Genomic DNA, 26948 nt, shown 5'->3' with positions numbered 1-26948 from the left:
CTACTATGGTATAATGAAATCCGATTGGATAATTCAAGTAAACCGGGAAGGGAGTGCCTCCTTTGATTAGAGAAGAACAAGTATTAGAAGCCCTAAGAGGGGTAGAGGATCCGGAATTACATAAAAGTGTCGTAGAACTAAACATGGTTAGAAATATAAAGATTGAGGGGACATCCGTTAGTTTAGATGTCATTCTTACTATTCAAGGCTGTCCGTTGAAGGTAAAGATTCAAGAAGATGTAGTCAATGCGATTAAAGCTTTGGGGGCTACGGATGTTCATGTTAACTTCGGTGCGATGACCGAACAGGAGCGTGCTGAACTATCTGCTAAACTTCGTGGAGGAAATCAAACCGCCCAAGGCGGCATCTCTCCATTATTAAGCCCAGACTCTCCTGTAACCTTTATTGCAGTTACCAGCGGTAAGGGTGGGGTAGGGAAGTCTACCGTTACAGTGAACTTGGCTGCTTCCCTTGCGCGTCTAGGTAAAAAAGTAGGGGTTGTCGATGCGGACATCTATGGTTTTAGCGTTCCGGATATGATGGGGATTACGCAACGTCCAACCGTCATTGACAATGTCGTTCTTCCTGTAGAGCGTCATGGGGTTAAGGTGATCTCTATGGGATTCTTCGTAGAAGATAACACACCTGTAATCTGGAGAGGTCCAATGCTTGGCAAGATGCTTCGCAATTTCTTCTCCGAGATCCATTGGGGTGATCTAGATTACCTTCTATTGGACTTGCCGCCAGGAACAGGGGACGTAGCTCTCGATGTTCATCAGATGATTCCGCAGAGTAAGGAAATTATCGTAACCACTCCTCATGCGACGGCTTCATTCGTAGCGGCTCGTGCGGGATCGATGGCTATTAAAACAGGTCACGAAATCCTTGGGGTAGTAGAGAACATGTCTTATTTTGAATGTGGAACCTGTGGAAGCAAAGAGGCGATCTTTGGTAAAGGTGGCGGAGAAAAGCTTGCGCAGGAATTGAAGACTGAGCTTTTAGCGCAGATCCCTCTTGGTCAGCCTGATGTAGATTTAAACGATCCACAGGCGGCTCCTTCCGTTTACCCAGAAGATTCGAAGATTGGATCCATCTATATGGAGATGGCCAGAAAAATTGCAAATCAAGCATAAGTAAAAGGAGCTGGATACCCAGCTCCTTTCGTCTAACTTCCACCACCACCACTTTCACCGCCGCCGCCACCTTCTCCACCTTCACCGCCGCCTTTCTTCTCGCCGCCTTTTTGTTGCTCAGGCTTCATCATTTCTTTTTGCGCCTGCATCATTAGATTGATCATCTCTAAGCGGAATAGGGGGCTTTGCATAGCGTCCTTCATCACGGTCATGGTTTGTTGCTGATAGGTAGTACTATTCATCGTTTGTAGGAGACTCTCCTCAAATTTTGGGTCGTTCATAACCTTTATGAGCATTTGTTGATATTCAGGGTCCTTCATCAGATCCTTGATGAGTCGTTTATGCTCATCTTCAATGGCTTTAGCGAAGGCTTTTGCCACTTTTGGATCTTTAAGTAATTCCTTGAAGCCTTCCTGGTTCTTAGGGTCAAGCAACGTTTTTTCCACGGTAGATTGAATCTCTGGCCCAGCCATCATAACCTTGGGGTCTTGAGAAGCTTCTTTAATGGCTTTCTTGCCTTCCTCTGTCTGAAGGATGTCTAATACCATGGTTTTGGTCTCTTTATAATCAGGAGAGGCTTTCTCCTGGCCACCGCCGCCTTGGTTGCAGGCCACAAGAACGGCCAACAGCCCAAGAGCAACGAACCGCTGGATCAGTTTTGGCATGAATACAAGCTCCTTTCTACACATCCATTTTTGATTAGTTTTCCGCAAGACTACCTGATTATCCAAATGGATGCATGTCCAATAGTGTGGTACAATCATAGAGTTATCATTGCAACCATGGTTTGGGTACTAAAGGAGGATGCTGGATTGAACTTCAAGAAGTGGCTTTATCTCTTTTTTACTACGCTGCTCGTCGGGGGTGTTAGCTCCGTTCTCATAGGAATCGTAATGGAACAAGGAAGCTTATGGGGATTGGGGTGGAAGAACATCCTGATGGGACTAGCGTGGAACTTTGGCTTGGGTCTATTATTTAGTGTTGTGGCTCAAATGGGATTCTTTGCGTATCTCACCATTCATAATGTGGGAATTGGGGTCTTTAGAAGCATCTGGCCATACGTACAGATCCTGATCATCGCTTACGCATTTTTTGATATGGTATATTATCGTTATACCACCTTCGGAGTGGAAGGGGAAAGTTTCATCGGTTACCTGTGGATTCCATTAGGGATCTTGTTGTATGCATTCGCTGTCGCTTACTTCAAGGTAAAAGAGACGAATATGAGCGCTGCCATTCCAACAGTGTTCGTCATCTTCGTGGTGACGATTATTGAGTGGATTCCTGCGCTTCAGCAGAATAACTTAACTGGTATGTTCTATATGCTTATTCCGCTCTTACTTTGTAATACATGGCAGATCATGCTGCTGCACCGACTAACAAAGAACAGCCCCGCAGTGCAGGCAGCCATTCCAACTCCAGTTTCAACTAAGAAAAAAACGAAAAGCAAATAGCGGGCAGAAGAGAAGGGACGTTTCACAAGAGTGAAAGTCCCTTAGTCTATTTCCTTGGCTTTTACCTTCGCATCGGCGATCAGCTCGGACACGGAAGTAAATTCGTACCCTTTTCCTTTTAACTGATCAATAATGGTTGGCAGAGCGAGATGGGTTTGTTTGCTAGAGTCGCTCGCATGGAGGAGAATGATGTCCCCAGGATGAGCATGACTAACCACATTATGAACAATTTGCTCTACACCTGGATTCAGCCAATCCTTAGAATCTGTATCCCATTGGATCACCGTATAGTTAAGCTCGTCTGCAATTTGCAGCACACGCTTATCGATATCCCCGTTAGGAGTACGGATCAGGTTAGGCTTCTTGCCCGTCACCTCTTGTAAAACCGTATCGGCTTTCCGAATTTGCTGGCGGATCTCATCATCCGTCAGACGGCTGTAATTGATGTGCTTGTAGCCGTGTGAGCCGATTTCGTAGCCTTGCTTCAGAATTCGCTTCACGATGTCAGGGTGCTCTTTACTCCACTCGGCGGACAGGAAGAAGGTTGCCTTCTTCACTCCTTTTTGCTCCAGAATATCAAGGATAGGGGCTGCCCGATGTTCCCCCCAACTGATATCGAAGGTTAGAGCGAGTTTCTTCTGATCTGTCTCGACTTTGTAAATGGCTGCCGGTGCTTTACTCGTCTGAGTGAACACGGCGATGTTCTGTTGTTCCGCATAAGCGATACCAATGGCAAAAATCGCCGCCATAAGAATCACAAAGTATTGCTTAAGCTTGGCTCCGTTGAAAACCCAGATAAATTTCATCCCCATTAACCTCCCTGTGTTTGTCCAATATCAATCTATTTCACGAAGGACAAGGTTATGCTTGGAAAAAACAAAAAAAAATATGGTATATTACCCTTAAAGGTGGTGTTTGACTTTCATGAGACAATTGGATAAGCTGCGACAAGTGATTCAGAATAATTCCCGTTTTCTATGGCTAGGAACCTTGATCTTCATTGGAAGTGCTCTTCTAGGATATTTGAATGCCGAAACCATTGCGAGCATGGCTCAGGAACTCATGAAGGAATTAGAGAAGATCGCAGAAAAAATTCAGAAGAACGGCAGTGTGTTCTACACTTTTTGGGTGATATTTCAAAATAATGTCGTAGCCTCTCTTACGATGCTTGGACTTGGGGTGTTTTTTGGGATCTACCCAACCTTAGCACTGGTTGCTAATGGAGTATTGCTAGGTTTTCTTCTTAAGATGTTTGCGTTAAAGGGAGTCAATCCTTTATCCATTCTCATTGTGGGTATTTTACCTCATGGTGTCATCGAGATTTTTGCTGTGGTCTTGGCTGCGGCCTTCGGGATTAAGTATGGGACGTTAGTTTTTCGCCTACTCGGAAATCTTGGGAATACGGATCGGAGAAGGGGAATCCTCGATGATTTTAAGGATAGCTTAAAAGAGTTGCCGTTCACCGTGGGGGCGATTGTTGTCCTTCTCTTTATTGCTGCTATGATAGAAAGCACCATTACTCCTGTCTTAATCCAGATTTTCATTGGCGAACTAGGGCAGTTGTAAAATGATGCATAAGAACAAACAACATTAGGCATGATAAACTCACATTGACAATTTCCAAGGGTTGGGATATCGATGATGGGTTTCTTATTTAATCAAAAAGAGTGTCAAGAGCTCGAGTATATGCTCCGTCGTGAATTGGAAGAGCTCCTATTAGACTTAGGGGATAAAAGGATTGACGGAGTGGTTCGGGTGGCCATGGAAGAAAGATACTCCACTGTATTTAAGATGTATGGCAGGCTTGTATCGCCGAAGGAGTTATCGAAGTATGTAAGAAATAAGACAAAAACGAGCCATTAAGAGGGCTAAAAAAAGAAGTTGTCTTGCTCATGAAAGAGCTGACAACTTCTTTTTATTTATACCTTTTTTATCGATTTAATTCGGACGTCCATGATCGTTTCAATTTCTCCATTTTTAGTTCTAATCTCGGCCATACATCGATCAGGACTTAACCAACTTAATGTGCCATTAATTTTTTTTTCAGATCTCGTAATGATTTCTACCGCTTCTCCCCTGCACTGCAGTAGCGTTCTCCGAATTTCTTCACCCACTTGAGGGCCTCCCATTTAACCAGTGTTGACTTAGAAGATTGCTTATGTTTTTCAGCCTAATTGTACTCCCCCAAGTCAGGATATGTAAATGTTCTTAGATATTCAATTAAGTCTTAAAATCGCCGAAAAACAGCAATGTAAGGGATTACAACCTCTGCGCAGTTAATCAGAATAGGATTTTTTATCGTTTTTCTTTGATTCTTACGGATAGCATAGATATACATAAACCTGTTCAGTTGAGTCATTTTTCCTTTGCGAGTTACAATATAAGCAGAAAGATGATATGGAATGAGAATGAGGAGGGCGAATTTCTTGAATAAAAACATATCCATCATTGGTGTTCCTATGGACCTTGGAGCTGATCGTCGCGGTGTTGACATGGGGCCTAGCGCCATCCGTTATGCGGGAGTGAAAAAACGTTTGGAGTCTATGGGCTACCATGTTGAAGATGTAGGAGATCTGCGAGTGCCTACTCCAGAGTCTTATCCTATCATACATCATAACTTAAAGTACCTTGCTGAGATTACAAAGGTAAATCAAGAGCTAGCTGACGAGGTCGATCGTGAAATGCAAAAGAATCGCTTTCCACTAGTGATAGGGGGCGATCATAGTATTGCGATTGGAACAATTGCGGGTCTTGCCAAGCATAAGCAGAATATGGGTGTGATCTGGTTTGATGCTCATGGGGACTTAAATACTGGAGAAACCTCGCCATCTGGGAATATTCACGGGATGTCTTTGGCTGTTTCATTAGGTATTGGGCATTCGGATCTAACCAAGATTGGTGGCTTCGCGCCTAAAATTAAACCTGAACATACCGTGATCATCGGCGCCCGGGACTTAGATGCAGGAGAGCGAGAGCTGATTAAGCAGATCGGTTTGAAGGTATTTACGATGCACGAGATCGATCGTCTAGGCATGCCAAGAGTGATGGAAGAAGCGATAGCCATCGTAACGAAGGGTACAGATGGCGTGCACCTTAGTCTAGATCTGGATGGACTTGATCCACATGACTGTCCAGGGGTGGGTACACCAGTGATCGGCGGAATTACCTATCGCGAGAGCCATCTTGCCATGGAGATGTTAGCAGAGGCTGACATTTTGACTTCAGCAGAGTTCGTTGAAGTTAACCCCATTCTAGATGTTCAAAATAAAACAGCTAAAGTGGCTGTTGCATTGATGAGTTCCGCATTTGGGGATAAACTGTTATAATAGTGAAAAGGTAAGTAGGTGTCGCGAAACGGCACCTTCTTCTAATTATAAAAAAAATTCTACTTCCTAGTGAAACTTTTATAGCACGCCTCCGTATATTACATTGAACCTAAAGGGTAAGGGATAGCCATGGGCTCGATCGAAGAGAAATTAATAAAGAAAATTAAAAAAGGTGACCGTGACGCGTTCGCAGAGCTTGTGGAACTTTATAAAGATAAGGTTTATCAAGTATCTTATCGAATGCTCGGTAATGCCCAAGAAGCGGAAGATGTAGCTCAGGAGACGTTTTTGCGCGTGTATGCGAACATCGGCAACTATGACCCCAGCTTTAAATTCTCCACTTGGATTTATCGTATCGCGACGAACCTCTGTATCGATCACCTGAGGAAAAGAAAGCAAGTCTACTCCTTAGATAAGCAAGTGGAGGGGACGGATGGATTAGATTGGCATGACCGCTTAGCCGATCAGAGTCCGAATCCGGAAGAATCCTTGCTCACAGGAGAACTACAGGGACAAGTCCAGGATGCTATCGAAAGTTTAACCCCCAAGTATCGGTCTATCATTACTTTAAGATATATTGAGGATTTATCCCTGAATGAAATCAGCGAAGTACTGAAGCTCCCGGTATCAACCATTAAGACTAGAATTCATCGAGGCAGGGAGGCACTTCGGAAAAAGTTAAATTTTTAATCCGAGGGTTCCGGAAGGAGGGTGCAAGAAATGAATTGTGAACAGGCAACTCGGCTCATCCACGATTTCTTAGATGACGATCTGAGCCGACATGACGAACTTGAGCTTAAAAAGCATCTTCTTCAGTGCACAGACTGCAAGGGAAGATTCCACGCTTTGCAGCAGACTATTGCACTTGTCCAAAGCGCATCACACATCTATGCCCCCGCTGACTTTACCGATCGCGTCTTGGCCGCCCTTCCTAAAGAAACCGCCGTACAGATCTTGAAGAAAAGACTGCAAAGGCATCCTTTTCTCGTAGCCGCTTCTCTGTTTATCTTAATGATGACGGGAAGTACAACAGCGTATTGGATTGAGGATAAACAATTCCAACTGTCAGCGGACCAACTGCAAAAGCTAGAAATCGACAACGTAAGCAATAAAGTGATTGTACCCGCTAATAGTGTGGTGAACGGTGATATTATGGTCAGGAATGCGGATATCACGATAGAAGGACAAGTTCAAGGAAACGTCGTGGCGATCGACGGTAGAATCTATCTTGCTTCTACGGGATCCATTATGGGTGAAAAAGAAGAGATTAATCAGGCGGTAGAGTGGGTTTGGTATAACCTGAAGAAAGTCGCCTATCAGATCATTCCTTAAGGACACGGGGGAGACCGTGTCTTTTCTTATTAGCGTACAACTATAACCAGACTTGGTGTATACTAAGGTATAAAGATAGAAAATGGGGGATCATTACATGGGGCCACTACCCGATATGCTTGAGTATGTAAGTGATGCCATCGATATTCTCCTTGTCACCTATTTGATCTATAAATTGATTATCGTCCTTAGAGGTACAAGAGCCATCCAGCTGTTTAAAGGTATTATTGTTATTGTATTAACTTGGTTGGTAAGTACCTACTTTGGACTTCGTACCCTGCAATGGTTGATGTCACAAGCTCTTAATATCGGGCTTCTGGCCATCCTGATTATCTTTCAGCCGGAGCTGCGCCGAGCGTTAGAACAGCTTGGTCGAGGACGTTTGTTCTCTCGTTCCCATCAACAGGATGATCAAATTGCATTAAGGGTCGTCGGAGAGACGATCAAGGCTCTACAATATATGGCTAAGAGAAGAATCGGAGCATTGATTGTTATAGAGAAGGAGACGGGATTGACAGATTATATTGAGACAGGGATTGAGATTGGTGGGAAAGTCAGCTCAGAACTGTTGATCAATATCTTTATACCGAATACTCCTCTTCATGATGGAGCTGTCATCGTTCGCAAAGAGATGATCATGGCGGCAGGATGTTATCTTCCTTTATCAGAAAATCCGATGATCAATAAAGAATTAGGGACAAGGCATCGGGCGGCAATTGGAATGAGTGAAGTATCTGATGCAATCGGCTTAATCGTTTCGGAAGAAACAGGTCAAATATCGATTGCAAGAAACAGTGAACTGAATCGAGATCTTACCGAAGATCAACTTCGAGAATATCTGCTATTAGAGCTGCAACCTCCAGTGAAAACGACTGGCCCACTTTGGCAACGAAGGGGGAAGAAATCAGATGGATAGACTGCTGCGTAATAACAATGTCGTTAAGATTGTAGCCTTACTCTTAGCGATTTCACTATGGTTTGTAGTGAATGGGGGAGAGACCAGCCCTTCCCCTCAATATAAGCGACCCGTTGAAACCTATAGGATTAGTGAGGTAAGCTTAACTGCGAAAGTAGATAAAACGAGACATGCTATTGTCAAGATACCAAAGTCGGTTACGGTAGAGCTAAAGGGCACACCTGCGTCCATGAATCAAAACATTAATCCGACCGACTATGAAGTATTTGTCGATCTTAGCCAGTACAATAAAGGCACTTGGATGGTGCCTGTCAATTATACGGGCTTCCCAAGTGATCTATCTGTTCGGATTATTCCAGAGAAGGTAGAAGTCGTCCTTGAAGAAAAGCAGATGGTAGAAAAAGAAGTGACCCCTCAATTTATCGGAAATATTACAGGGGGCTATTCGCTTGGAGAAGCGATTGTCAAGCCAAAGAAGGTTCATGTTAATTTGCCAGAGAGTAAAATCAAGGATATAGGGCAGGTTCAGGCCACCATCAATGTGGATGGGGCGAATGATTTAATCGAACAAACCGTTCCTTTACGCGTCTTGGACAAGAACGGAAACCCTATGGATGCTGAAATTAATCCAGCTGTAGTAGAGATTCGTGTTCCAGTTACAAGTCCATATAAGCAGTTGCCAGTGAAGTTGAGCTATATTAATGACCCGCCGCCAGGGTTCAGTATAGACAGTATTCGATTGGTTACAGACCGAATTACCGTCTATGGCCCGTTAGAGATCATTGATAAGATGAATTTCTATCCTGGCCCACAGATTGATCTTTCCACTTTTACAGAAGGTCGATTCTTGCAATTAAAGGTGCCTTTACTGCCAAACGTGGTGAAGACCGAACCGGATTTTATTGAATTAGACATTAAGGTTTCTAAAGCTTCCGAGAGGACTTTTGAAGCGGTACCGATTAGTATAACAGGACTAGGCGAAGGCCTAAGTGCAACGATTGTCCAACCAGGAGAAGGAACGATGAATTTAACTCTTGCAGGATCTTCGGAAAAAGTGAACGAGATTGGTGAGGAAGATGTTCAGCTGTTTGTGGATGTGAGCAATTTACCACCTGGTGAACACGAAGTTCCCGTGCATATGAACTTGCCAACCTTTGTGACTGCGAAGGAAGAAACCCAAGTATTACGTGCAACTGTACGAATTGAGAAAGCAGAATAACTCATGTATGTAATTCGCATATAGTAGAGACATACAGAAAGGGAGAGTAAGAATGGGTAAATATTTTGGTACTGATGGAGTGAGGGGAGTTGCGAATAAGGAATTAACTCCTGAACTTGCTTTCAAGTTAGGCCGTTGCGGTGGATATGTGTTAACAAAAGATAAAAAGGAAAAGCGACCGAAGGTCATCATTGGACGCGATACACGAATTTCCGGTCATATGTTAGAAGGAGCCCTTGTGGCAGGGCTGTTATCGATCGGAGTTGAGGTTATGCGATTAGGCGTCATCTCTACTCCGGGAGTAGCTTTCTTAACAAGAGCGCTTGGAGCAGATGCAGGGGTCATGATCTCTGCTTCTCACAATCCAGTTCCTGATAATGGAATTAAGTTTTTCGGCGGTGACGGGTTTAAGCTTTCTGATGAGATGGAATTAGAAATTGAGTCTTTATTAGATGCGACTGAAGATCAACTTCCTCGTCCGGTGGGAGCACAGATGGGCGCTGTCATGGACTACCGTGAAGGCGGTCAGAAGTATATCTCTTATTTAAAGACCTCGGTGAAAAATAACTTTGAAGGGTTAAAGGTTGTTCTCGATTGTGCGAATGGAGCCGTTTCTTCTATTGCTCCACAGCTGTTCTGTGACTTAGGAGCGGACACGATCTTGATTGCCAATAACCCAGATGGGCTTAACATCAATGAAGAGTGTGGGTCCACTCATCCTGAGAAATTACAAAAAGCGGTACTCGAGCATAAAGCCGATGTAGGATTGTCCTTTGATGGGGATGCGGACCGATTGATTGCCGTCGATGAAAAAGGAAACCTCGTGGATGGAGACCATATCATGTATGTCCTAGCGGAAGCTATGTCGAAGTCTTTAAGACTAAAGCAAAATACCGTTGTATCCACTGTGATGAGCAACATCGGCTTCTATAAGGCCATTGAGACGGCAGGCATCCAAGCCACTCAAACCAAGGTTGGAGATCGCTACGTCATGGAAGAGATGATTAAGGGCGGATACAATCTCGGTGGTGAGCAATCGGGGCATATTATTATGCTTGATTATAACACCACAGGAGATGGCATGCTGACGGGGATTCAATTGCTAGATGTCATGGTTAGTGAGAGAAAGCCTCTTTCAGAGTTGGCAAGTCGAATGAGAAAGTTTCCACAAATCCTGATCAACGTCCGCGTAGAGGACAAATCGAAGCTAGCTGGCAATGAACGCATTGAGCAAGCGATCCGTGATATAGAAGAAAAGCTGGGGAATAGCGGTCGTGTGTTAGTACGTCCGTCTGGTACCGAGCCGATTGTACGCGTCATGGCGGAAGGCCCAGATGAAGAGGTTCTACAACAGTATGTAGATAGCATTGTGGAAATTGTAAAAACGGAATTGTCGTAAGGAAGAGTACGGGTCCCCCAAGGGTTGGGGGATCTTTTTTATTGAGCTGGGGTAAGGTAGGTTAGGGTATGGTGGGGGGGAAATTAGGCGGAGTTTTTTCCGCTAATACAGGAGTTACTCCTAAAAAGGGGAATATAGGCGGAAAATTTTCCTCTATGTGCTCAAAAGTAGCTGATCTTTAGGTTTTCGAGGCCAATAGGCGGAAATCGTTCCGCTATTTAGGGTGTTTTTTGCCACTTGTAAGAAATAACGGAAAAACGTCCGGTTATTTTCGGAGCTCGAGCCCCATCCCCCACCCACCAAAACATTTTCAGGAACGGTTACTCCAGCATCATCATATAACTAAACTAACTCCCAAAAATGAATTGATGCAAGGTCGATGGATGTGATATCATATTCTTTATCGAGAGGAGGGGAGACTAAGATTTATCGAGTTTATTTTTCAAGATTTACTTAAAGCGCCAGGACTATTCCACCTGAATCGGAACTTAGGGGTTTAGTTGACGAGGAGGAGGTTTATCGATGTTTTCGGCGGATGCCTCCCGGTTACGGTCAGTACCGAAAGTGGACCAACAAAACAAAGGGGTGACTCTTTGAACAAAAGGTGCACATGACCATGGACAAATATGAGCTCGACGGGGATATCTCCCGTCGTTTAACGAACGGTAGAGTATCCCCGTTGAGATAAAAAGGGGATTATTAAATATGTGCGGAATCGTTGGATATATTGGAAATCAAGATACAAAGGAAATTCTTCTTCGAGGACTAGAGAAATTAGAATATAGAGGTTATGACTCTGCAGGGATTGCAGTCATGAATCATGCTGGAGTCCATGTTTTTAAAGAAAAAGGACGTATTGCAGCACTTCGTGAAATTGTAGACCTTAACACCAATGCAACAATTGGAATTGGACATACACGCTGGGCAACTCATGGAGTGCCGAGTCAATATAATGCGCACCCTCACCAGAGTGGTTCCGGACGTTTTACACTGGTTCACAATGGTGTAATTGAGAACTATGAATTATTAAAGCGTGACTACCTGTCTGATTACAATTTTAAGAGTGATACGGATACAGAGGTCATTGTTCAGCTAATCGAGCATTTTGTTCTTGTCATGGGATTGAATGTGGAGGAAGCATTCACGAAGACTTTAAGCTTATTAATTGGCTCCTATGCGATAGCGATGCTCGATTTAGAGAACAACAATACGATCTTCGTTGCAAAGAATAAAAGTCCTCTTTTAGTAGGCCTTGGAGAAGAATTTAATGTAGTAGCAAGTGATGCTATGGCTATGCTGCAAGTGACAAGTGAGTTCGTTGAATTGATGGATAAGGAAGTCGTCATTGTGACTCAAGATGCCATCACGATCAAGGACCTTAATGGTAATCTAATCCAACGCAATTCCTTCATTGCTGAACTAGATGCGAGTGATATCGAAAAAGGCACCTACCCGCATTTCATGTTGAAGGAAATTGATGAGCAACCATTCGTAATGCGTAAGATCATCCAAAAGTATCAGGATGAGAACGGAAACTTAGCATTGGATGAGAACATTCGTCAAGCTATGTTGGATGCAGATCGCTTGTATATTATTGCAGCGGGTACCAGCTATCATGCAGGACTGATTGGTAAGCAATACATCGAAAAGATTGCTAAAGTTCCAGTTGAAGTCCATATTGCAAGTGAATTTGGGTATAACATGCCCATGCTAAGCGAGAAGCCATTATTCATCTTTATTTCTCAAAGTGGAGAAACGGCAGACAGTCGCCACGTGCTAGTAGAAGTGAAGAAGCTTGGCTACAAGGCATTAACGATTACCAATGTGCCAGGATCCACGCTTTCTCGTGAAGCTGATTATACTTTGCATTTATATGCTGGACCAGAAATTGCCGTAGCATCAACGAAAGCTTATACCGCACAATTAGCAGTGCTTTTACTGTTAGCATTCGCAACAGCAGAAGCCAAAAACATCGAGCTTAATTTTGATCCATTTAAAGAAATGGCGATCGCGGCTAATGCCATGGAAGTGGTCGGAAATAATAAAGAAGAAATGGAAAAGATCGCCCGTGAATATTTAAGCACCACACGCAATGCTTTCTTCATCGGAAGAACACTAGACTATTATGTATGTCTAGAAGGAGCGCTTAAGCTTAAGGAGATCTCTTACATTCAAGCCGAAGGCTTTGCAGGTGGGGAATTGAAGCATGGACCGATCGCCTTGATTGAAGATGGTACACCTGTAATATGTGTTTCCACTTCTGAGTTCGTAAACCTAAGTATTCGAGGCAATGTAAAAGAGGTTGTAGCGCGTGGGGCAAATCCATGTATCATTACGATGGAAGGATTAGAGCATCAGGGAGACCGCTTCGTGATCCCACCCGTTCATGAATACATGACTCCATTAGTATCCGTTATTCCATTGCAATTAATTTCTTATTATGCAGCATTACATCGCGGTTGTGATGTTGATAAGCCAAGAAACTTAGCGAAGTCAGTTACTGTGGAGTAATTAGAATAAAGTATTGTTTTCTTCATCGATAAATACACGAGCAGGAGAGTGTCTGATGATAAAAAAGTTGGGAACCAGTAAAAAAAAGTTGGGAACCAGTAAAAAAAGTTGGGAACCAAATAAAACTTTCTCTATTGTAAAATAAAAAATAAAAAAAGTCTTGAACATCTAAAGTTAGAGTTGTTTAATGTTAATAATTTGAACTGAAACAAACGAGTCTAAAAGGCTTGTCTACATGCCGAAAAAAATTAGGAGCTAATCCTGTTTTTATCGGCTTTTTTTCTTGTACAGACAGTAAAGAGGGAACAAGGGGAAATCTAAACCACAAAACAATTGTAGGGCAAGTCTATTCTCGGCCTTATTGTTTTTGCTAGGCTAAATTGCCCAAAAGCTGATGGTATTGCCTGTCCATGAATTGCCGAATATAATGACCATATCATAGAAAAGGAAAAGGATGCCTCTATGAATGTGATCCTGCGCCAACAGGTTCACTAGAGACATCCCCAAAAAAACAACGTATGGTTATTGTAACAGAGTATGAGCTGGTTGAGAAGATCTCCGGCGTTTTTTGTTCGGTGTGCGGAAGTAAGTGCTTGCCCATGCTGTGAAGAACAGCTTATTTGTATTGGAAGTCGTAGACGGAAGTGTATCAGTGAGTGTGGAGAAAGTAAGGTGTTGGTGATCCGTAGGCTACGTTGTACTCAATGCCGTCGAATTCATCATGAATTACCAGATTGCTTAGTCCCATATAAACGTTACGAAGTGAATAGCATCGAGAGTGTGGCTATGGATCCTCCAGCCCATGAAGATATTGCAGCAGATGACTCAACCTTGTATCGGTGGCGAAAGTGGGTTCATTCCCTCCTTCCTTACTGGCTGGGGTGTCTACAGGCGATTGCTATCCGTTACCAGCAAGCTCCTGTGAAGGAAAGGTCCGTGCCTTCACAGTCTGCACACCATCCTTTTGGACCCTATGTTGGAGATGCTCCCGGCTGGCTGGCGAGAATTGTCCAAACCCTTACTCATCTTAATTTATGGGTACATACCCGTTCTGCATTCTTGTCCGGAAACACCTGAGGTAGACTCGAAGAGTAGTCTACTAGAGGAAGGTGTTTGAATTGAAAGATCAGAAGAAAGCGGAAGAAATTGCGGTGCAGCGAGTGCAATGGTTGTCTCCTCTTTTGGCAGAGGGACTGGATGCCGCCCAGTTTAGTAAGCTGAAAAAGCGTATTTGTGAAGAACAGGGGATATCGGATCGAACCTTACGACGCTATTTGGCTCAGTATCAAAAAGAAGGATTTGGTGGGTTAAAGCCTAAGGGAAAAGGAAGAGTGGCGAGCATGACCATTGCCCCGGATCTCTTGGAACAGGCCATTCTGTTAAGGCGAGAGGTACCAAGCCGAAGCGTGGCACAGATCATTCAAATCTTGGAGTGGGAAGGTAAGGCAGAACCTGGTGAGATCAAACGCAGCACCTTACAAGAAAAGTTAACAGAACGGGGATACAGTAGCCGACACATGAGGATGTATGCGGACTCCGGTGTAGCGGCTAGACGATTTCAGCGGAGGCACCGCAATCAGTTGTGGCATTCAGACCTCAAATATGGCCCTTACCTCCCTATTGGTCCCGATGGCTCCATGAAGCAAGTCTTTCTTGTTACGTTTGTGGATGATGCCACACGACTCGTGTTACATGGGGCGTTCTATCCTGTCATGGATCAAACCATTGTCGAGGATTGCTTTCGTGCGGCTATTCAGAAATACGGCGTGCCCGAATCCGTGTACTTCGACAATGGTAAGCAATACCGAACCAAGTGGATGACAAGGACCTGCTCCAAACTAGGGATACGATTGCTTTTTGCCAAGCCGTACTCGCCTGAGGCCACGGGTAAGGTTGAACGATTCAATCGAGTGGTAGATTCCTTTCTAAGTGAAGCTGCCTTGGAGAAACCCAAGACTCTCGATCGGCTCAATGAGTTGTTCCAAATCTGGCTTAGTGAGTGTTACCAAACCAAGTCTCATTCTGCACTAGAACAGAAAATGAGTCCTGAAACCGCCTTTCGCAGCGACAAAAAAGCCTTACGTTTTGTCGATCCGGAAATCCTAGCGGATGCCTTTCTACATAGTGAACCACGCAAGGTAGACAAGTCTGGATGCATCAACTTCATGGGGAAAAAGTATGAAGTGGGTCTCCCTTTTATGGGCTACACCGTAGATGTGGTTTATGATCCGAACGACATCACCGAGCTGACCATTGAATATGAGGGTCACACCCCTTGGAGAGTTCGTGAACTGGTGATTGGGGAACGAGCAGGAAAACGCCCTCCTTTACCGGACCACCTCCAATGGCAACCGGCGGATTCCTCCAGATTATTGGCGGCCGCTACCGAGAAAAAGAGACAACGTCAGGAACAACAAAAGCCGGTGATCTCTTACCGTTCCGTACGGAAGGAGGAAAACGGTCATGTATGAGTCGTTTTATGGGTTAAGCCGAACGCCGTTTTCTCGAGATATCCCGACCGGAGAACTCTACGAATCGATGGTATTGGAAGAAACGCTAGGCCGGTTGGAGTATGCAGCGGAACGAAAATGGTTTGCCGTGATCACAGGCGAATGTGGAACGGGAAAAACAACCACCATTCGTCGTTACGCCCAAACCCTAGATACCTCCAGGTTAAGGGTATTGTACCTATCCGACTCCAAGCTGACCCCTCGTCATTTTTACAAAGGGTTACTAGAACAACTTGGTTGTGAGGCCAAATTTTATCGCGGAGATGCCAAACGTCAACTTCATCGAGAAATTGAGTTGATGCAAGGAATACATAGGCTACATCCCGTTGTCGTGGTCGATGAGGCCCACCTTCTCGACCGAGAAATGCTAGAAGAAGTCCGCTTTCTACTTAACGTGAAGATGGATGCTCAGAGTCCGATGGCCCTTATTCTGGTGGGTCAGAGTGAGTTATGGGATCGTCTTCAATTGCAAGCGTATGCCGCGATCCGTCAACGGATTGATGTCCAATGCAAGCTCACTCATTACGACCGTGCTGAAGTTGAAGCCTATATGAAACGGCATTTAGCCTACGCCGGCGCCACCCATGATATTTTTTCAGAGGCAGCGATTCATGACATTTACCAGTTTTCCAGTGGTTCGGCAAGACTCATCAATAAAGTGTGTACCCATTGTCTCATGTATGGTGCACAGAATGGTCATCGAATTATTGACGACCATATGGTCAAGCGGGTCATTCAGGGAGAGTTGTCCTAATGGGGCGCTGGGGAAAGATGAGCTACGATTCGCAGGCTAACCGGTGGATCATCCACCATCAAGGTCACCTATACCCTCTTCGTGGCGGAGAATGGTTCGGGCTTTCGATTGGTAAACATAGCATTCCATGCCAACTAGAGATGGACATAGAATGGTGCATTGTCATGCAGGGAGTTCGATTTTATTTACGAATGGGAGATATCTACAAAGTTGAAATTTAAAAATGGTGCGGCCGAGTTTAAAATTTAGAATATCGCCGACATGAAATTTGAGGTTATGGTCGAAATTCTTCTTTTTTTGTAGATTAGTAGTGTACTAGTTTTACAGAAAAAGGAGAGGAGCAGCATGACCTTCGAAGAAAAGAAGGAGGTATTCTGGTTGGTGCAAGATTATCGAAAGAAAGGCTGGACTATTACGGCTATTGCTGAAGAATTAAACATCAGCTGGCCAACAGCCAAAAAGTATTGTGAAAAGGTACCGGAAAAACAAACCCGCCCTAAAAGAGGCAGTAAACTCGATCCGTACAAAGAATACATACAAATGCGGATTCAAGAAGGAACGACGAACTGTGAAGTACTCTTGGAGGAGATTAAGGCTCGTGGTTATACAGGTGGGAAGACCCTATTAAAGGATTATGTGCAGCCTTTTCGAAAAGCTCCGCAAAAACAAGCTATCCCCCGTTATGAAACGGAACCGGGTGAACAGGCTCAAGTAGACTGGATGGATTGTGGGATTCGCCTTTTTAATGGAAAGAAGAAACGAGTCTATGGTTTTCTTATGACACTAGGCTATTCTCGAAAGAAGTATCTTCATTTTGTGGTCAATATGAAAATGGATACATTTCTGCGCTGCATGAGACAAGCCTTCGAGTACTTTGGAGGAGTTCCCAAACGAGTTCTTTTCGACAATATGAAAACCGTGGTTCAGAAAAGGTTACAAAAACAGGTAATCCTCACATCTGTATTTACGGATTTTGCCCAGTATTATGGGTTTCAAGTGGATCTCTGTCAGCCGGGAAAACCCAGAACGAAAGGCAAGGTAGAGAATGCTGTTAAGTATGTCCGCAGTAACTTCTTGCAACGGAAACATGAACCCAATCTGGAGGCTTGGAATCGAGATGCTCTTCAGTGGTTGCAACAGGTAGCCAATGCAAAACCGAACAGCACAACGGGTGTAGCTCCGGATACCCGCTTTCTCGATGAACAGAAATCCTTACTACCCATACTGAACATCGCCCCTTATGCGGTGGCAAAATGGGAAAAACGAGTCGTCTATAACGGTTATATTACAGTAAATAACAAGAAGTACAGTATCCCTTATGATGCCTCCCTTAAAGAAGTACGAATCAAATGGATTCAACCTGATTGGTTTGAGGTATGGGATCATGAAAGGAAGTTGACGGAATATACCCTAAACGAGGACCCGAACAAAAAAGTCATTTACAGACCGGAACACATCCCTAAAGTAAAAGGAGCTCCTGAACAAGGGGACCTAGGTTTGGCGACCTCCCCTCACGTTCAAAAAGCTCCGACTGTAGAAACTCGCTCTCTAGAATACTATGAAAGATTCCGAGAGGAGGGTTTCCCTTATGCAGTGTCTTGATCAATTACAAGAGCGATGCCTACAACTAGGATGGAAGAGCATTGCTCATCAATTGGATACCATCTTAGAGGATGCATCTGTAAATAGTATATCATATGCTGACTTCTTAGGCAGCCTGCTATCCTACGAAGAGAGCTCCAAAAAAGAATCATCCTGGAACCGTAGAGTGAAGAAAGCTGGGTTTAGCTATGTAAAGACACTAAGTGAATTCGACTTTAACGCTCAACCCACTGTAGATGAGCGAAGGATACGTGATTTACTAGCCCGGTCGTTTTACAGGGATGGAACCAACCTTTTGTTTTTGGGTCCACCGGGAGTTGGAAATTATCGAAAGAAGTAAGTTATGGAAAGATTCTCAGATAAACCCCGGTTATTGTGAAAGTAAATCCCAAAAATCTTTCCATAATAATCACTAGATTTAGCGGCAAAGATCCTGTAACCACTGAAGAATATCCGTGTTTTCCTCCCATGCGGGAGCATCCTTACTCACTACCTGAGGATAGGCAGCTTCCAAAGCCTTTCTTTTAAGCTCCGTATCGAACTTTAAGTAGATCTCTGTTGTAGTCACACTGACATGCCCCAACAAATCACGGATGTATATAAGATTGACACCAGATTCTAAAAGATGAAGTGCCTTTGAATGCCTTAGCATATGAGGGTGTATCCTATCCGGAAAGACCTCGTCTACGTGACATTGCTTTGCCTTCTTGAAATATTTTTCGAGGATGTATGTAATGCCAGGTCTTGTAAATGGTTGGTATCTGCTATTGTGAAATAAAGGGCTTTGCTGGCGACCGTTTTCAAGAAGGTGGTTTTCTGCCATGTAGCCTTCAATAATACTTCGAGTTTTTGCCATGATCGGGACATTTCTTTTCTTGTTTCCTTTTCCTTTCAAAGTGATGATCGCTGGTTGGGCTAACCTTACATCGCAAACCTTTAAATCGATTAATTCCTGCACCCTTGCGCCCGCGTCGTATAGGACAACCATTAAGGCCAAATCGCGGCGACCTCTTTTTGTGGATGTATCAGGCTGTTCGAACAAATAAGCCAACTGATCCATAGAGAGATGTGGAATTGTCTGCTGCTGCTTTTTCTTAAACGGGATGCCAAGAATTTTTTGGCTTTCAAACAGAATTTCTGGATTCTCGGTCTGCGCGTAGCGGAAGAAACTATGAATGGCGGCTAATCTTTGATTTCGGGTGCTCGTGCTCACATTTTTGGAGGTTTCGAGCCATTGTAAAAAATCCTTAATGCTCCGTGTTGTTACAGAAGTAAATGTGATCTTTTCTGGCCTGATCCGTTGTTCTTCTTGCATGAACATGAGAAATTGCTTAAAAGTATCTCGGTAGGATTTGATCGTGTTGGGGCTTACGTTTCTCTGTCCAGGCAGAAAGTCTGCCAAGTACCTTGCGAGTGTTTTTGCAAAATCAGTCTGTTTCATACCATACCACCTCCGGAATGATGTGTGAACAGAATTCTTCGATCTTGCATGTTATTTCTGGGTATAAATCTGCAGTTAACCGAAGATATCTTTGACTTCCGCGCAGGTCTTCATGACCCAGATAGGCGGAAAGGTAAGGGAGGCAATTATTAAGATCCTTTCCTTCTATAACCCATTTTTTCAAGCAATTTACGGCGAAGGTATGTCGCAAATCATGAATGCGAGGACCTTTTCCTCTGCCTAAATGGGAAATTCCCGCTTGGCGAAGCACCTCTCTAAAGATCTGGTAAATGGTTGACTCGGAATAATGACCACCGAATGGTGACGGAAAGAAATAAGGGTTTCCCATCTGTCCCAGAGCTACATTCCTACGATAATTCCGGCATCGTTCTGTAAGACTGTCTGCCATAGGCAGTATTCTTTCTTTATTGAATTTTGTATTTCGAACGTACAAGGATCCTTTGTTAAAATCAATGTCCTGTAGCGTTAGATGTAATGCCTCAGATATCCTGAGACCACATCCGTAGAGGATTCGCAATAAAAGAGGTAAAGCCAGATGGCGGCTAGGCGTACTGTCGTTTGGCGGATAGTGGTCGCATACATCAAGTATTCGCTTCATCTCCTCACTTGAAAATATGTAAGGAATGTAAGCATACCGGTCTACGGTAACCATCGCTTTGGGATAAATGAATGCAGGATACCCGAGGCGATTCATATATTCTGCCAACCCCCGCATCAATGAGATCCTTCCACATTGTGTAGATGTCTTCCCATTTGGCTTGTGAGCCGTCCACTCTATAACGACTTGCTTTGTTAGATGAATTTCCTTTAAGCATAGGTTGTAGACAAAGGAGTCGAAACTCTTCAGCAACTGGGCTCCTTTTTTGAATTTATAGCCCACAGCCCGCTTTTCTTTGATATAACCCTCGATTGGAACGGAAAGAACACTCCGAAATTGCTGTTTTTCAGTCATTCTGGAACACCTCCTCCGGGTCAATTGCACAAGCTTTTAACCCATTAAGATCCGTGTGCAGATACACCGAAGTAGATTTCGAGTCCACATGACCTAGGATTTCGGAGATAACCGCAAGAGATGCTCCTTGCTCCAAAAGAGTGCTTGCTAACGAGTGTCTCAGTGAGTGAAGCCCATGCCGTTTTCCGCGGGGAACTTTAATTCCGGCCCGACGGGTATATTTTGTAATAATATTATGGAGATTGGCGTTTCCCCCAAACGCTTCAAAAGGCGCATTCAAGCGAACAAATAGGTACGGTGCATCGCACACAGGCCTTGCATGTTGAAGATAATCAATAAGTGCCCAGCCGACATCATGAAGAATGGGGTATGTAACTTCAGCTTTTGTTTTTTCCTGAATGATGGTAATGGTTTTAGCAGACCAGTTCAGATTATAAAGTTTCAAGTTCTTTATATCACCGACTCGTATTCCTAGCTTTGCAACAAGAAGAAGGATCGCATAGTCTCGCTTTCCGCAGGGACTACCTCGATCAATAGCATCCAGCATACGTTTTACTTCATCCGGATCCCAAGTTGAGGGAACAGCAGGATAATAGTATTTATTCTGTCTCGGAACACTAAGGGATAAGTCTTTATCTATGTATCCGTGAAGGTAAAGAAATCTTAAGAACACTCTTAGAGCAGTCAGTATGGCTGCAATACTTTTTTCATGGTTTGGAAAAATGCTTATGACATAATTACTGATGATTTCCGGTGTGATTTTCCCGACATCCATTACCCTTCGCATTGACAAATAATCCACGAAAAAGTATAGTCGCTGAAGTCTGCTGCGCATTCCACGTAGAGAGTATTCATTGTTTTTGCATTCTTTCTCGTATTCCATTAGAACTTCCTCAAACTGTGGTGGCTTGATGTATCCCTTTTTCTTTTTAATTCTACGAATGATCACGCCATGGAGCTGGTAATCCCCTAGAAGCCGAATCGATCGGACGGCTTGTTTTGCTTTTTGAGGTATTGCATCAAGATAATAATCTGCAGTACAGCCGTATTTTTCTTTTAAATACTCCTTTCCTAATTTCTCAGAAAAATAGACTTCATTTCTATCTCGCGCAAATGCACAAATCCTGTTGAATGAAGTCCGGAATCCACATAGGGTGTTGTATGCGTAATTTAATTGTTTAAGTTCTTCAATGACCTCCGCCGCGAGCACCTCAATCGGTTTCATAGTTTCCATAGCTTACCTACCCCCATAGATTAGCTTTCACTATCTATTCTGAGGTGTTATGGAAACAAATTAAAGTGTACATTCGTTGAATATTAGGATATACACTAATTTCTTTCCATAACTGATTTCTTTCGATAATTGCCTTTATGGCAATCTTTCTATAATGGAAAAACCCATTTAGCCATTGGAGTTGCCTTAGAAGTTATTGATCAAGGGCATACTGCTTTTTATGTATCTTGTGAGGACTTCATTGAACAAGCCAATGAAGCCGTTGAGGAGAAAAAGATAGAAAAGTTTCTCCGCCGTTACACCCGGCCAACTGTCCTCATTCTAGATGAGGTAGGATACGCAAAGTTTGATCCCGTGAGTGCCCATATGCTGTTTCAAGTTGTCTCCAAGCGTTATGAAAAAGGGTCTATTCTTCTTACTTCGAATAAGTCCTACAGTGAATGGGGCGACATGCTGGGAGACACCGTGTTAGCTACGGCCATTTTAGATCGGCTGCTACATCATAGTAGTGTATTTAATATTCGCGGTGATTCGTACCGTCTTAAGGAAAAGATCCGCGCCGGGGTGGTCCCCACCTCCGCCGCGCCGACAACATAGGGGAAGGGGGTTCCCCCCTTCCCCTATATGTCACACCCACACCCTATCTGACCACATTCTAAAAAATTAACTTGGCTATATCCTAAACTTTTATTCCGGCCTTGACAAAATAGCTAGGATGCAGGGAACTATCTGCTTCCTAGCTTTCCTAGCTATTCTATTGGTCAGCTTAGGCGTCATCAGCTGGACAGCATACACCGTCAAACTATGGACATTATATTGGAGCACTAACACTTATAACTTTGTGATTATCTGATTTCTATTTTATATGACTATTATTTTTATTATTAATTTTAAAAATAAATGAAGGATAGGGGTATACTAGTAGTTAAGTTCTATAAGTCGAAGGTTGAGTGGCATCGTGGTGGACAACACACTGGTTAAAACTGTAACTCTATTAATTAAAGGAATAATAGATTATCTTAGTTATTATATGGCGAAATGACAGGAATGGTTTTCGGGTAGGAGTCGATGAATCTATAAATAACTGACTAAAATAATTAATGTAGGAGATAGTTTATGAAAACTATAGAGGAATATATCGCCCAAAGAAAAAAAGAGGACAATTTGAATGAGTTTAATTTGGAAGCTCGAATGGAGAATATGAAAACGTGTGTTAATTATGTATTTGAGTATTTCAATCAATATTTAGATATGGCAAAGATGAACGAGCAGACATTTTTAAATAATGAGAGACTTGAAAAATACAGGAAAACTCTCTCTCAATATGAGGCAGAAATACAAGAATGGGTAATTGGTATTTATGATCAATATGAAAAGCAATTAAATCGTTCCATCATCAACATTCTTAAGAAGGAGGAGCTTTTCTTTTTGTACCATTCCGACAGCGAATTCAGAAGCTTGTCATATGACTGTTACGCACAGTTAATTAAGAATAATCCGTTTTTGAAGGACCAAACCGAATTACTATTTCTGTTTATTAAGGATCATCATCATATCCAAAGTCAGCCGAAAGGTCATATTAATAGCATATTTATTTCAGAAGAAATAAATCAATGGGCAGAAGAAACGTGGAAAAAGTATATGGTTAATTTGTTCGTATTTGCTTCAGATTGGGTTAGTCAGTTTTTTAATAATGAAGAACAATGGCCGGTGAAGCACAGAATTAAGAGTAATGAAAGCTGGAGGAAATATGAATATGACTTTAAACAAAAAAGTAATTTATTTAATTTAAATTCGCTCTACACGAGAATATCGGGTAAACCTTTTGTTAAGGGTAAAAAGCAATTACTTGAAGTGATAATGATGTATTTCTGGTTGCATGAAATTGTGGGGGATGAAGAGAACTACTGGCAAGACTATTTGAGCAAATCAAGTAAAGTGTAAAATTAGACCCGCCATTTGTTGACCAGCGGACTATTCTTGAAAATGATCCATCAAGTTATAAAATTATATATTTAATGTACCAATATATTTATGTTCTCCCATGTTATCAACGTTTTCGTTGTCTAAAAAATCAACTGCATATTTGTCGCTTGACACAAAAATGTTAACCTTATTAGTTAGGCATTCAAAGATGATATCCCCTGCTGAGTTTTGAGTAATCTTGTTATAACCCTCATAATAATTTAAATGCTCAGATGGTGCTTCCCCTATAATTACAATTTTAGGGTCTAGTTTATCAAGAATTTCCTTTGGTACCTTTCCACTTTCCCTACCGTGGTGTGGAGCAAACAAAATATCTACTTTTGGCCAGTCAACTTTATCTTTGATTTTTTCCATGAAATTAGTTTCTAAATCGCCCATCCACAAAGCATCTATACCATCTTTTAAGCTGTATTTTATAATAGCTGATATATTGTTTGGGCTTTCTCCTTTTTTCGCTTTAGCTAACGCATCCTTAAAATCTGCATTGTCTGTATCAGGCCATAAAATATTAATACCTGAGCTTCCTCGTTCTTCGCATCTTTCATTCATCCATTTCCTACGAGATCCTTGTTTAATATGAAAGGCTTTATTGGAATCCCTAAGTTCACAGTATTTTTAAAAATCTAGGCTTTCATCTTCTTTTGTAGCTTCATTTTCAACACAGTAAAAATTAATAATCCCGATCCTATCGTCAAGATACTCCAAACCGCATAGGTGATCCTCATCAGGATGAGGCGATATAAACCTTTTGATTATCTTGTTATTTAACTCTGCTAAAATTTCATCAACAATCTTCTCTTTGTTCTCGTCAGAAAGACAACAATCTATAATCGTGAAATTATCAGAGTTATGGTAGATATAAAACATATCTCCATTGCCGACAGAAAACGATTTAATGATACTCATAATAACACACCTTTCTATGCTAATTTTTCATCATATTCTTCGTCACATACCTCAAGTAAAGTCCGCGCATAAGCTTTTGCTTTGTTATGGACAGATGATTGTGTGAAAAATAAAAGAACAATCATAACAAAGACAGTAACTGTAACAGCTAACCATACCTCAGGTGGTATTGCGTATAAATCAAAATGGTATCGTTTATTAATTAATGCGACTGTACCCAATAAAACTAGTAAGTTAACAAAAAGTCCCCACCATTTCATAGCCCAAAGATTCCGTGCAAACCCATAACTGATATTTTCATGAAATAGCAAATTATATGTTTCAGAGTCTCTTGCCTTTTTTAAAAGCCACTTAACTGCTGATTCATAAATTAAGTCAGCCTTCGCAGGGTCTACCAACTCTTCTTCAGGAGTAGGAATTACCAGATCGGGAACACAATTCTGGAGATATTTGTGGTATCTTCGTTTGGTGTATACATCAATATTCGTGTCCCTATGGCGAAGGAACCTTGTACTAGGCATTCCATCCCATTTGACTAGCAATCTTGCTTGTTTTCTCCACCCGATGTTTCTAGACAACTTCCCTAATAAATAAGAGATAGCTAAGAAAAAGATTGTGCCAACAGCTACGGAAATTAAATCTCTTAGAGCTGGAAATAAGCAGTAGACTGTTAGAAATCTAGGTGAAAGGATGATCAATGCAGGAACGTGCATTTCTTTCATAAGAATCAAAGTAATCATTCAACCAATCCATTTTTCCAACTTCCTTTCATATTAAATTTTTAGTTGTAACAACTAGTGCTTCCAGTTTTGGTAAATAGGCACCATAATAGGATGAAGTTGTCTATCCCGGATATATTATACAACCATATTGTTACGTACGTAAATACTAAGAAGGGGAAACCTTTGTAGCTTCTAGAAAAGATGCCGTAGAACATCTGCAAGGTCTTACTTGGGATATGTTAAAAGAAGCTCAGAAGGTGATTGCAAAAGTGATTGGATTTAATCGTAGATCTTTAGTTGTAGAGATTGGTGGAATAACGGTGAACGTACCTCTAGAAGATTTATCATACGAATGGATTGATGAGTTATCTGACAAATATAAAGTAGGTCAAGAGCTAGTTGTCCGTGTCGTAGAACTAAACCGAAAAGAAAAACATGTAAGGGTTATAAAGCGCTGCTACCTAACCCATGGCCCGATTGTGCTCTAAGGTATAACAAAAAAAATCAATACATTGCACGGTGAGTGGAGTACAGGAATACGGCGTCTTTGTTAATTTAGAACCAGGGGTAGACGGGTTAATGAAGTTGCCTTCTCCGAAGGTTGGCATGGTCCATAAAGGAGATCAAGTATTAATCGACATTCACGAAATCTCCAACAAAGACAAACAAATACGTGGAGTTATTTTGAAAAAAATCTAAACGAAAACTCCTTTTTAGGAGGTTTTAGGTGGTGTTTAAGTGAACGAAAATATTCCAGCCCTATCCCTTTCCCCATTTTCCATGCTCATGAAATACCAAATTAGATGGGGAAAGATAGAGACAAAAGAAAAGAAAATCTCACTAAGTGAAAACGAACAAAGAGTACTAAAGCGCTTTGAAGTTTGGCAGTATGCTACGAAAAATCAATTAGCAAAGCAACTCAGTCGTAATTTACGACGGGGAAAAGTGGCTGTCGATAGATTAAGAGATCTGGGTGTGATTGTAGAACATGGGTTAATCCATCCCCTAACAGGAGCCAAAAATCCTATTTATACTTTGCATCCGAATCTTGCCAAAAAATTAGGTGTTCAAAATGAACCAACCAAAAATATAGAAAACCTTCTTCGAAATATTCTATTAAACCAAGTGTTTGTCCGTTTTTCTGAAGTAGATGAGCACGTAGAGATTCTTCCGTTTCCAAGTCCATTTGATGGTGCCCTAACTCTTAATAAGATAGATTATAGACTAGGGATTATAAGGGGATCGATGCAGCCTATCGTTAAGCATTTTTTATATCACAAGGAAAAAATGAGGACACTTCTTGTTGTAGAAGATCTGAATCAAGCAAATGAGTTATTAGCGATTGAAAATCCCTTTTTTCGAGTAACTACGGATTATCATCTACTGAAAACCGATTTAAGTAAAAGTTTTTATAGATCCGAAAATGGTGACTGGGTATCTGAATTAGTTCCTGTCTTTAAATCAAAAGAAAGGGACGATAGACCATCGAGAGTGGCTTCTTCATTTGAAAACTATAAAACATCGTGAATA

Annotated in this window: 30 protein-coding genes; 21 read left to right on the top strand and 9 right to left on the bottom strand. The window is 42.3% G+C overall.

All coding sequences use genetic code 11. From position 1 onward, the window contains the following. The first annotated feature begins 62 nt into the window (after window positions 1-62). Entirely contained in the window at window positions 63-1133 is a 1071-nt protein-coding gene (locus EIZ39_RS18350) for an Mrp/NBP35 family ATP-binding protein (RefSeq protein WP_129201536.1), read from the top strand. A gap of 32 nt (window positions 1134-1165) precedes the next feature. Here EIZ39_RS18350 and gerD read toward each other — a convergent pair whose 3' ends face one another. Then, a complete protein-coding gene (gerD, locus tag EIZ39_RS18345; RefSeq protein WP_129201535.1) occupies window positions 1166-1798 on the bottom strand; it encodes a spore germination lipoprotein GerD in 633 nt (210 codons plus the stop codon). Window positions 1799-1945: 147 nt separating this feature from the next. Between gerD and EIZ39_RS18340 the strand changes: the two genes are divergently transcribed. Next, the gene (locus tag EIZ39_RS18340) at window positions 1946-2587 is read left to right on the top strand and encodes a KinB-signaling pathway activation protein (RefSeq protein WP_129201534.1); all 642 of its coding nucleotides are present in this window, start codon (window positions 1946-1948) and stop codon (window positions 2585-2587) included. 41 nt (window positions 2588-2628) lie between these two features. Here EIZ39_RS18340 and pdaB read toward each other — a convergent pair whose 3' ends face one another. Further along, entirely contained in the window at window positions 2629-3393 is a 765-nt protein-coding gene (gene pdaB, locus EIZ39_RS18335) for a polysaccharide deacetylase family sporulation protein PdaB (protein WP_129201533.1), read from the bottom strand. A gap of 118 nt (window positions 3394-3511) precedes the next feature. Here pdaB and EIZ39_RS18330 point away from each other — a divergent pair, with 118 nt between their 5' ends. Together EIZ39_RS18330 and EIZ39_RS18325 are read left to right on the top strand one after the other, a co-directional pair. After that, window positions 3512-4153: a stage II sporulation protein M gene (locus EIZ39_RS18330; RefSeq protein WP_129201532.1), complete on the top strand. Its 642-nt coding sequence runs from the start codon at window positions 3512-3514 to the stop codon at window positions 4151-4153. Window positions 4154-4225: 72 nt separating this feature from the next. Further along, a complete protein-coding gene (locus EIZ39_RS18325) occupies window positions 4226-4450 on the top strand; it encodes a hypothetical protein (protein ID WP_129201531.1) in 225 nt (74 codons plus the stop codon). Between the two features lie 56 nt (window positions 4451-4506). On the opposite strand, the gene EIZ39_RS18320 is transcribed toward EIZ39_RS18325, so the two are convergent. Beyond that, window positions 4507-4701 (bottom strand): hypothetical protein, encoded by a 195-nt coding sequence (locus EIZ39_RS18320; protein WP_129201530.1) that lies wholly within the window; start codon window positions 4699-4701, stop codon window positions 4507-4509. 312 nt (window positions 4702-5013) lie between these two features. On the opposite strand from EIZ39_RS18320, the gene rocF reads away from it, so the two are divergent. The 13 genes from rocF to EIZ39_RS18250 all read left to right on the top strand — a co-directional run bounded on the left by rocF (window position 5014) and on the right by EIZ39_RS18250 (window position 18496). Continuing rightward, window positions 5014-5913, top strand: a complete 900-nt coding sequence (gene rocF / locus EIZ39_RS18315) for an arginase (protein ID WP_129201529.1) — start codon at window positions 5014-5016, stop codon at window positions 5911-5913. Window positions 5914-6042: 129 nt separating this feature from the next. After that, window positions 6043-6603 (top strand): RNA polymerase sigma factor SigW, encoded by a 561-nt coding sequence (gene sigW, locus EIZ39_RS18310; RefSeq protein ID WP_129201528.1) that lies wholly within the window; start codon window positions 6043-6045, stop codon window positions 6601-6603. A 30-nt stretch (window positions 6604-6633) separates the two neighbouring features. After that, window positions 6634-7245 (top strand): zf-HC2 domain-containing protein, encoded by a 612-nt coding sequence (locus tag EIZ39_RS18305; RefSeq protein ID WP_129201527.1) that lies wholly within the window; start codon window positions 6634-6636, stop codon window positions 7243-7245. A gap of 97 nt (window positions 7246-7342) precedes the next feature. Continuing rightward, window positions 7343-8161 (top strand): diadenylate cyclase CdaA, encoded by an 819-nt coding sequence (gene cdaA / locus EIZ39_RS18300; protein WP_129201526.1) that lies wholly within the window; start codon window positions 7343-7345, stop codon window positions 8159-8161. Further along, window positions 8154-9380: a CdaR family protein gene (locus tag EIZ39_RS18295; protein WP_129201525.1), complete on the top strand. Its 1227-nt coding sequence runs from the start codon at window positions 8154-8156 to the stop codon at window positions 9378-9380. The genes cdaA and EIZ39_RS18295 overlap by 8 nt, the downstream gene beginning before the upstream one ends. 52 nt (window positions 9381-9432) lie before the next feature. Continuing rightward, window positions 9433-10779 carry a phosphoglucosamine mutase gene (gene glmM, locus EIZ39_RS18290; RefSeq protein WP_129201524.1) on the top strand — a complete coding sequence of 449 codons (1347 nt, stop codon included), beginning with the start codon at window positions 9433-9435 and terminating at the stop codon, window positions 10777-10779. 705 nt (window positions 10780-11484) lie between these two features. Then, window positions 11485-13290 carry a glutamine--fructose-6-phosphate transaminase (isomerizing) gene (gene glmS, locus EIZ39_RS18285; RefSeq protein WP_129201523.1) on the top strand — a complete coding sequence of 602 codons (1806 nt, stop codon included), beginning with the start codon at window positions 11485-11487 and terminating at the stop codon, window positions 13288-13290. 537 nt (window positions 13291-13827) lie between these two features. After that, a complete protein-coding gene (locus EIZ39_RS18275; protein ID WP_129201522.1) occupies window positions 13828-14367 on the top strand; it encodes a DUF6431 domain-containing protein in 540 nt (179 codons plus the stop codon). A gap of 41 nt (window positions 14368-14408) precedes the next feature. After that, complete coding sequence (locus tag EIZ39_RS18270) at window positions 14409-15761, top strand: DDE-type integrase/transposase/recombinase (protein ID WP_129201521.1); 1353 nt, start codon at window positions 14409-14411, stop codon at window positions 15759-15761. After that, entirely contained in the window at window positions 15754-16554 is an 801-nt protein-coding gene (locus EIZ39_RS18265) for an ExeA family protein (RefSeq protein WP_129201520.1), read from the top strand. Before EIZ39_RS18270 ends, EIZ39_RS18265 begins: the two co-directional genes overlap by 8 nt. Then, window positions 16554-16775: a DUF5348 domain-containing protein gene (locus tag EIZ39_RS18260; protein ID WP_129201519.1), complete on the top strand. Its 222-nt coding sequence runs from the start codon at window positions 16554-16556 to the stop codon at window positions 16773-16775. The genes EIZ39_RS18265 and EIZ39_RS18260 overlap by 1 nt, the downstream gene beginning before the upstream one ends. Window positions 16776-16899: 124 nt before the next feature. Beyond that, window positions 16900-18156: an IS21 family transposase gene (gene istA / locus EIZ39_RS18255; protein ID WP_129201518.1), complete on the top strand. Its 1257-nt coding sequence runs from the start codon at window positions 16900-16902 to the stop codon at window positions 18154-18156. Continuing rightward, entirely contained in the window at window positions 18143-18496 is a 354-nt protein-coding gene (locus EIZ39_RS18250; RefSeq protein ID WP_164985168.1) for an ATP-binding protein, read from the top strand. Before istA ends, EIZ39_RS18250 begins: the two co-directional genes overlap by 14 nt. Window positions 18497-18574: 78 nt before the next feature. On the opposite strand, the gene EIZ39_RS18245 is transcribed toward EIZ39_RS18250, so the two are convergent. The 3 genes from EIZ39_RS18245 to EIZ39_RS18235 are packed head-to-tail and all read right to left on the bottom strand — an operon-like array spanning window position 18575 to window position 21804. Further along, window positions 18575-19597, bottom strand: a complete 1023-nt coding sequence (locus EIZ39_RS18245) for a tyrosine-type recombinase/integrase (protein ID WP_129201516.1) — start codon at window positions 19595-19597, stop codon at window positions 18575-18577. Then, complete coding sequence (locus tag EIZ39_RS18240; protein WP_129201515.1) at window positions 19584-20570, bottom strand: tyrosine-type recombinase/integrase; 987 nt, start codon at window positions 20568-20570, stop codon at window positions 19584-19586. The genes EIZ39_RS18245 and EIZ39_RS18240 overlap by 14 nt, the downstream gene beginning before the upstream one ends. Then, window positions 20563-21804 carry a site-specific integrase gene (locus EIZ39_RS18235; RefSeq protein WP_129201514.1) on the bottom strand — a complete coding sequence of 414 codons (1242 nt, stop codon included), beginning with the start codon at window positions 21802-21804 and terminating at the stop codon, window positions 20563-20565. Before EIZ39_RS18235 ends, EIZ39_RS18240 begins: the two co-directional genes overlap by 8 nt. A 129-nt stretch (window positions 21805-21933) precedes the next feature. Here EIZ39_RS18235 and EIZ39_RS18230 point away from each other — a divergent pair, with 129 nt between their 5' ends. Continuing rightward, window positions 21934-22401, top strand: a complete 468-nt coding sequence (locus EIZ39_RS18230) for an ATP-binding protein (RefSeq protein WP_129201513.1) — start codon at window positions 21934-21936, stop codon at window positions 22399-22401. Window positions 22402-22920: 519 nt separating this feature from the next. Beyond that, window positions 22921-23748, top strand: coding sequence for a hypothetical protein (locus EIZ39_RS18225; RefSeq protein ID WP_129201512.1), 828 nt, complete (start codon window positions 22921-22923; stop codon window positions 23746-23748). Between the two features lie 63 nt (window positions 23749-23811). On the opposite strand, the gene EIZ39_RS27365 is transcribed toward EIZ39_RS18225, so the two are convergent. The 3 genes from EIZ39_RS27365 to EIZ39_RS18215 all read right to left on the bottom strand — a co-directional run bounded on the left by EIZ39_RS27365 (window position 23812) and on the right by EIZ39_RS18215 (window position 25436). Then, complete coding sequence (locus EIZ39_RS27365; RefSeq protein ID WP_240675868.1) at window positions 23812-24339, bottom strand: ComEC/Rec2 family competence protein; 528 nt, start codon at window positions 24337-24339, stop codon at window positions 23812-23814. A gap of 66 nt (window positions 24340-24405) precedes the next feature. Beyond that, complete coding sequence (locus EIZ39_RS27360) at window positions 24406-24696, bottom strand: ComEC/Rec2 family competence protein (RefSeq protein ID WP_240675867.1); 291 nt, start codon at window positions 24694-24696, stop codon at window positions 24406-24408. A gap of 14 nt (window positions 24697-24710) precedes the next feature. Continuing rightward, entirely contained in the window at window positions 24711-25436 is a 726-nt protein-coding gene (locus tag EIZ39_RS18215; protein WP_164985167.1) for a hypothetical protein, read from the bottom strand. Window positions 25437-25654: 218 nt separating this feature from the next. On the opposite strand from EIZ39_RS18215, the gene EIZ39_RS18210 reads away from it, so the two are divergent. Both EIZ39_RS18210 and EIZ39_RS18200 read left to right on the top strand, forming a co-directional pair. After that, the gene (locus EIZ39_RS18210) at window positions 25655-25906 is read left to right on the top strand and encodes a S1 RNA-binding domain-containing protein (protein WP_129201510.1); all 252 of its coding nucleotides are present in this window, start codon (window positions 25655-25657) and stop codon (window positions 25904-25906) included. A gap of 250 nt (window positions 25907-26156) precedes the next feature. Then, window positions 26157-26945: a hypothetical protein gene (locus EIZ39_RS18200; RefSeq protein WP_129201508.1), complete on the top strand. Its 789-nt coding sequence runs from the start codon at window positions 26157-26159 to the stop codon at window positions 26943-26945. Window positions 26946-26948: the final 3 nt, after the last annotated feature.

It is taken from the genome of Ammoniphilus sp. CFH 90114 (assembly GCF_004123195.1).
In the GTDB taxonomy this organism is placed as follows: Bacteria; Bacillota; Bacilli; order Aneurinibacillales; family RAOX-1; genus YIM-78166.
Note: the sequence above shows the minus strand (reverse complement) of the source record. Positions and strands in the feature narration are given on the sequence as shown.

Coding starts and splice junctions, on each gene's coding strand:
- gerD (WP_129201535.1), bottom strand. CDS start 1,798: ATGCCAAAACTGATCCAGCGGTTCGTTGCTCTTGGGCTGTTGGCCGTT.
- pdaB (WP_129201533.1), bottom strand. CDS start 3,393: ATGAAATTTATCTGGGTTTTCAACGGAGCCAAGCTTAAGCAATACTTT.
- EIZ39_RS18330 (WP_129201532.1), top strand. CDS start 3,512: ATGAGACAATTGGATAAGCTGCGACAAGTGATTCAGAATAATTCCCGT.
- EIZ39_RS18325 (WP_129201531.1), top strand. CDS start 4,226: ATGATGGGTTTCTTATTTAATCAAAAAGAGTGTCAAGAGCTCGAGTAT.
- sigW (WP_129201528.1), top strand. CDS start 6,043: ATGGGCTCGATCGAAGAGAAATTAATAAAGAAAATTAAAAAAGGTGAC.
- EIZ39_RS18305 (WP_129201527.1), top strand. CDS start 6,634: ATGAATTGTGAACAGGCAACTCGGCTCATCCACGATTTCTTAGATGAC.
- cdaA (WP_129201526.1), top strand. CDS start 7,343: ATGGGGCCACTACCCGATATGCTTGAGTATGTAAGTGATGCCATCGAT.
- EIZ39_RS18295 (WP_129201525.1), top strand. CDS start 8,154: ATGGATAGACTGCTGCGTAATAACAATGTCGTTAAGATTGTAGCCTTA.
- glmM (WP_129201524.1), top strand. CDS start 9,433: ATGGGTAAATATTTTGGTACTGATGGAGTGAGGGGAGTTGCGAATAAG.
- glmS (WP_129201523.1), top strand. CDS start 11,485: ATGTGCGGAATCGTTGGATATATTGGAAATCAAGATACAAAGGAAATT.
- EIZ39_RS18275 (WP_129201522.1), top strand. CDS start 13,828: ATGAGCTGGTTGAGAAGATCTCCGGCGTTTTTTGTTCGGTGTGCGGAA.
- EIZ39_RS18265 (WP_129201520.1), top strand. CDS start 15,754: ATGTATGAGTCGTTTTATGGGTTAAGCCGAACGCCGTTTTCTCGAGAT.
- EIZ39_RS18260 (WP_129201519.1), top strand. CDS start 16,554: ATGGGGCGCTGGGGAAAGATGAGCTACGATTCGCAGGCTAACCGGTGG.
- istA (WP_129201518.1), top strand. CDS start 16,900: ATGACCTTCGAAGAAAAGAAGGAGGTATTCTGGTTGGTGCAAGATTAT.
- EIZ39_RS18250 (WP_164985168.1), top strand. CDS start 18,143: ATGCAGTGTCTTGATCAATTACAAGAGCGATGCCTACAACTAGGATGG.
- EIZ39_RS18245 (WP_129201516.1), bottom strand. CDS start 19,597: ATGAAACAGACTGATTTTGCAAAAACACTCGCAAGGTACTTGGCAGAC.
- EIZ39_RS18240 (WP_129201515.1), bottom strand. CDS start 20,570: ATGACTGAAAAACAGCAATTTCGGAGTGTTCTTTCCGTTCCAATCGAG.
- EIZ39_RS18235 (WP_129201514.1), bottom strand. CDS start 21,804: ATGGAAACTATGAAACCGATTGAGGTGCTCGCGGCGGAGGTCATTGAA.
- EIZ39_RS18225 (WP_129201512.1), top strand. CDS start 22,921: ATGAAAACTATAGAGGAATATATCGCCCAAAGAAAAAAAGAGGACAAT.
- EIZ39_RS27365 (WP_240675868.1), bottom strand. CDS start 24,339: ATGAATGAAAGATGCGAAGAACGAGGAAGCTCAGGTATTAATATTTTA.
- EIZ39_RS27360 (WP_240675867.1), bottom strand. CDS start 24,696: ATGAGTATCATTAAATCGTTTTCTGTCGGCAATGGAGATATGTTTTAT.
- EIZ39_RS18215 (WP_164985167.1), bottom strand. CDS start 25,436: ATGATTACTTTGATTCTTATGAAAGAAATGCACGTTCCTGCATTGATC.
- EIZ39_RS18210 (WP_129201510.1), top strand. CDS start 25,655: ATGTTAAAAGAAGCTCAGAAGGTGATTGCAAAAGTGATTGGATTTAAT.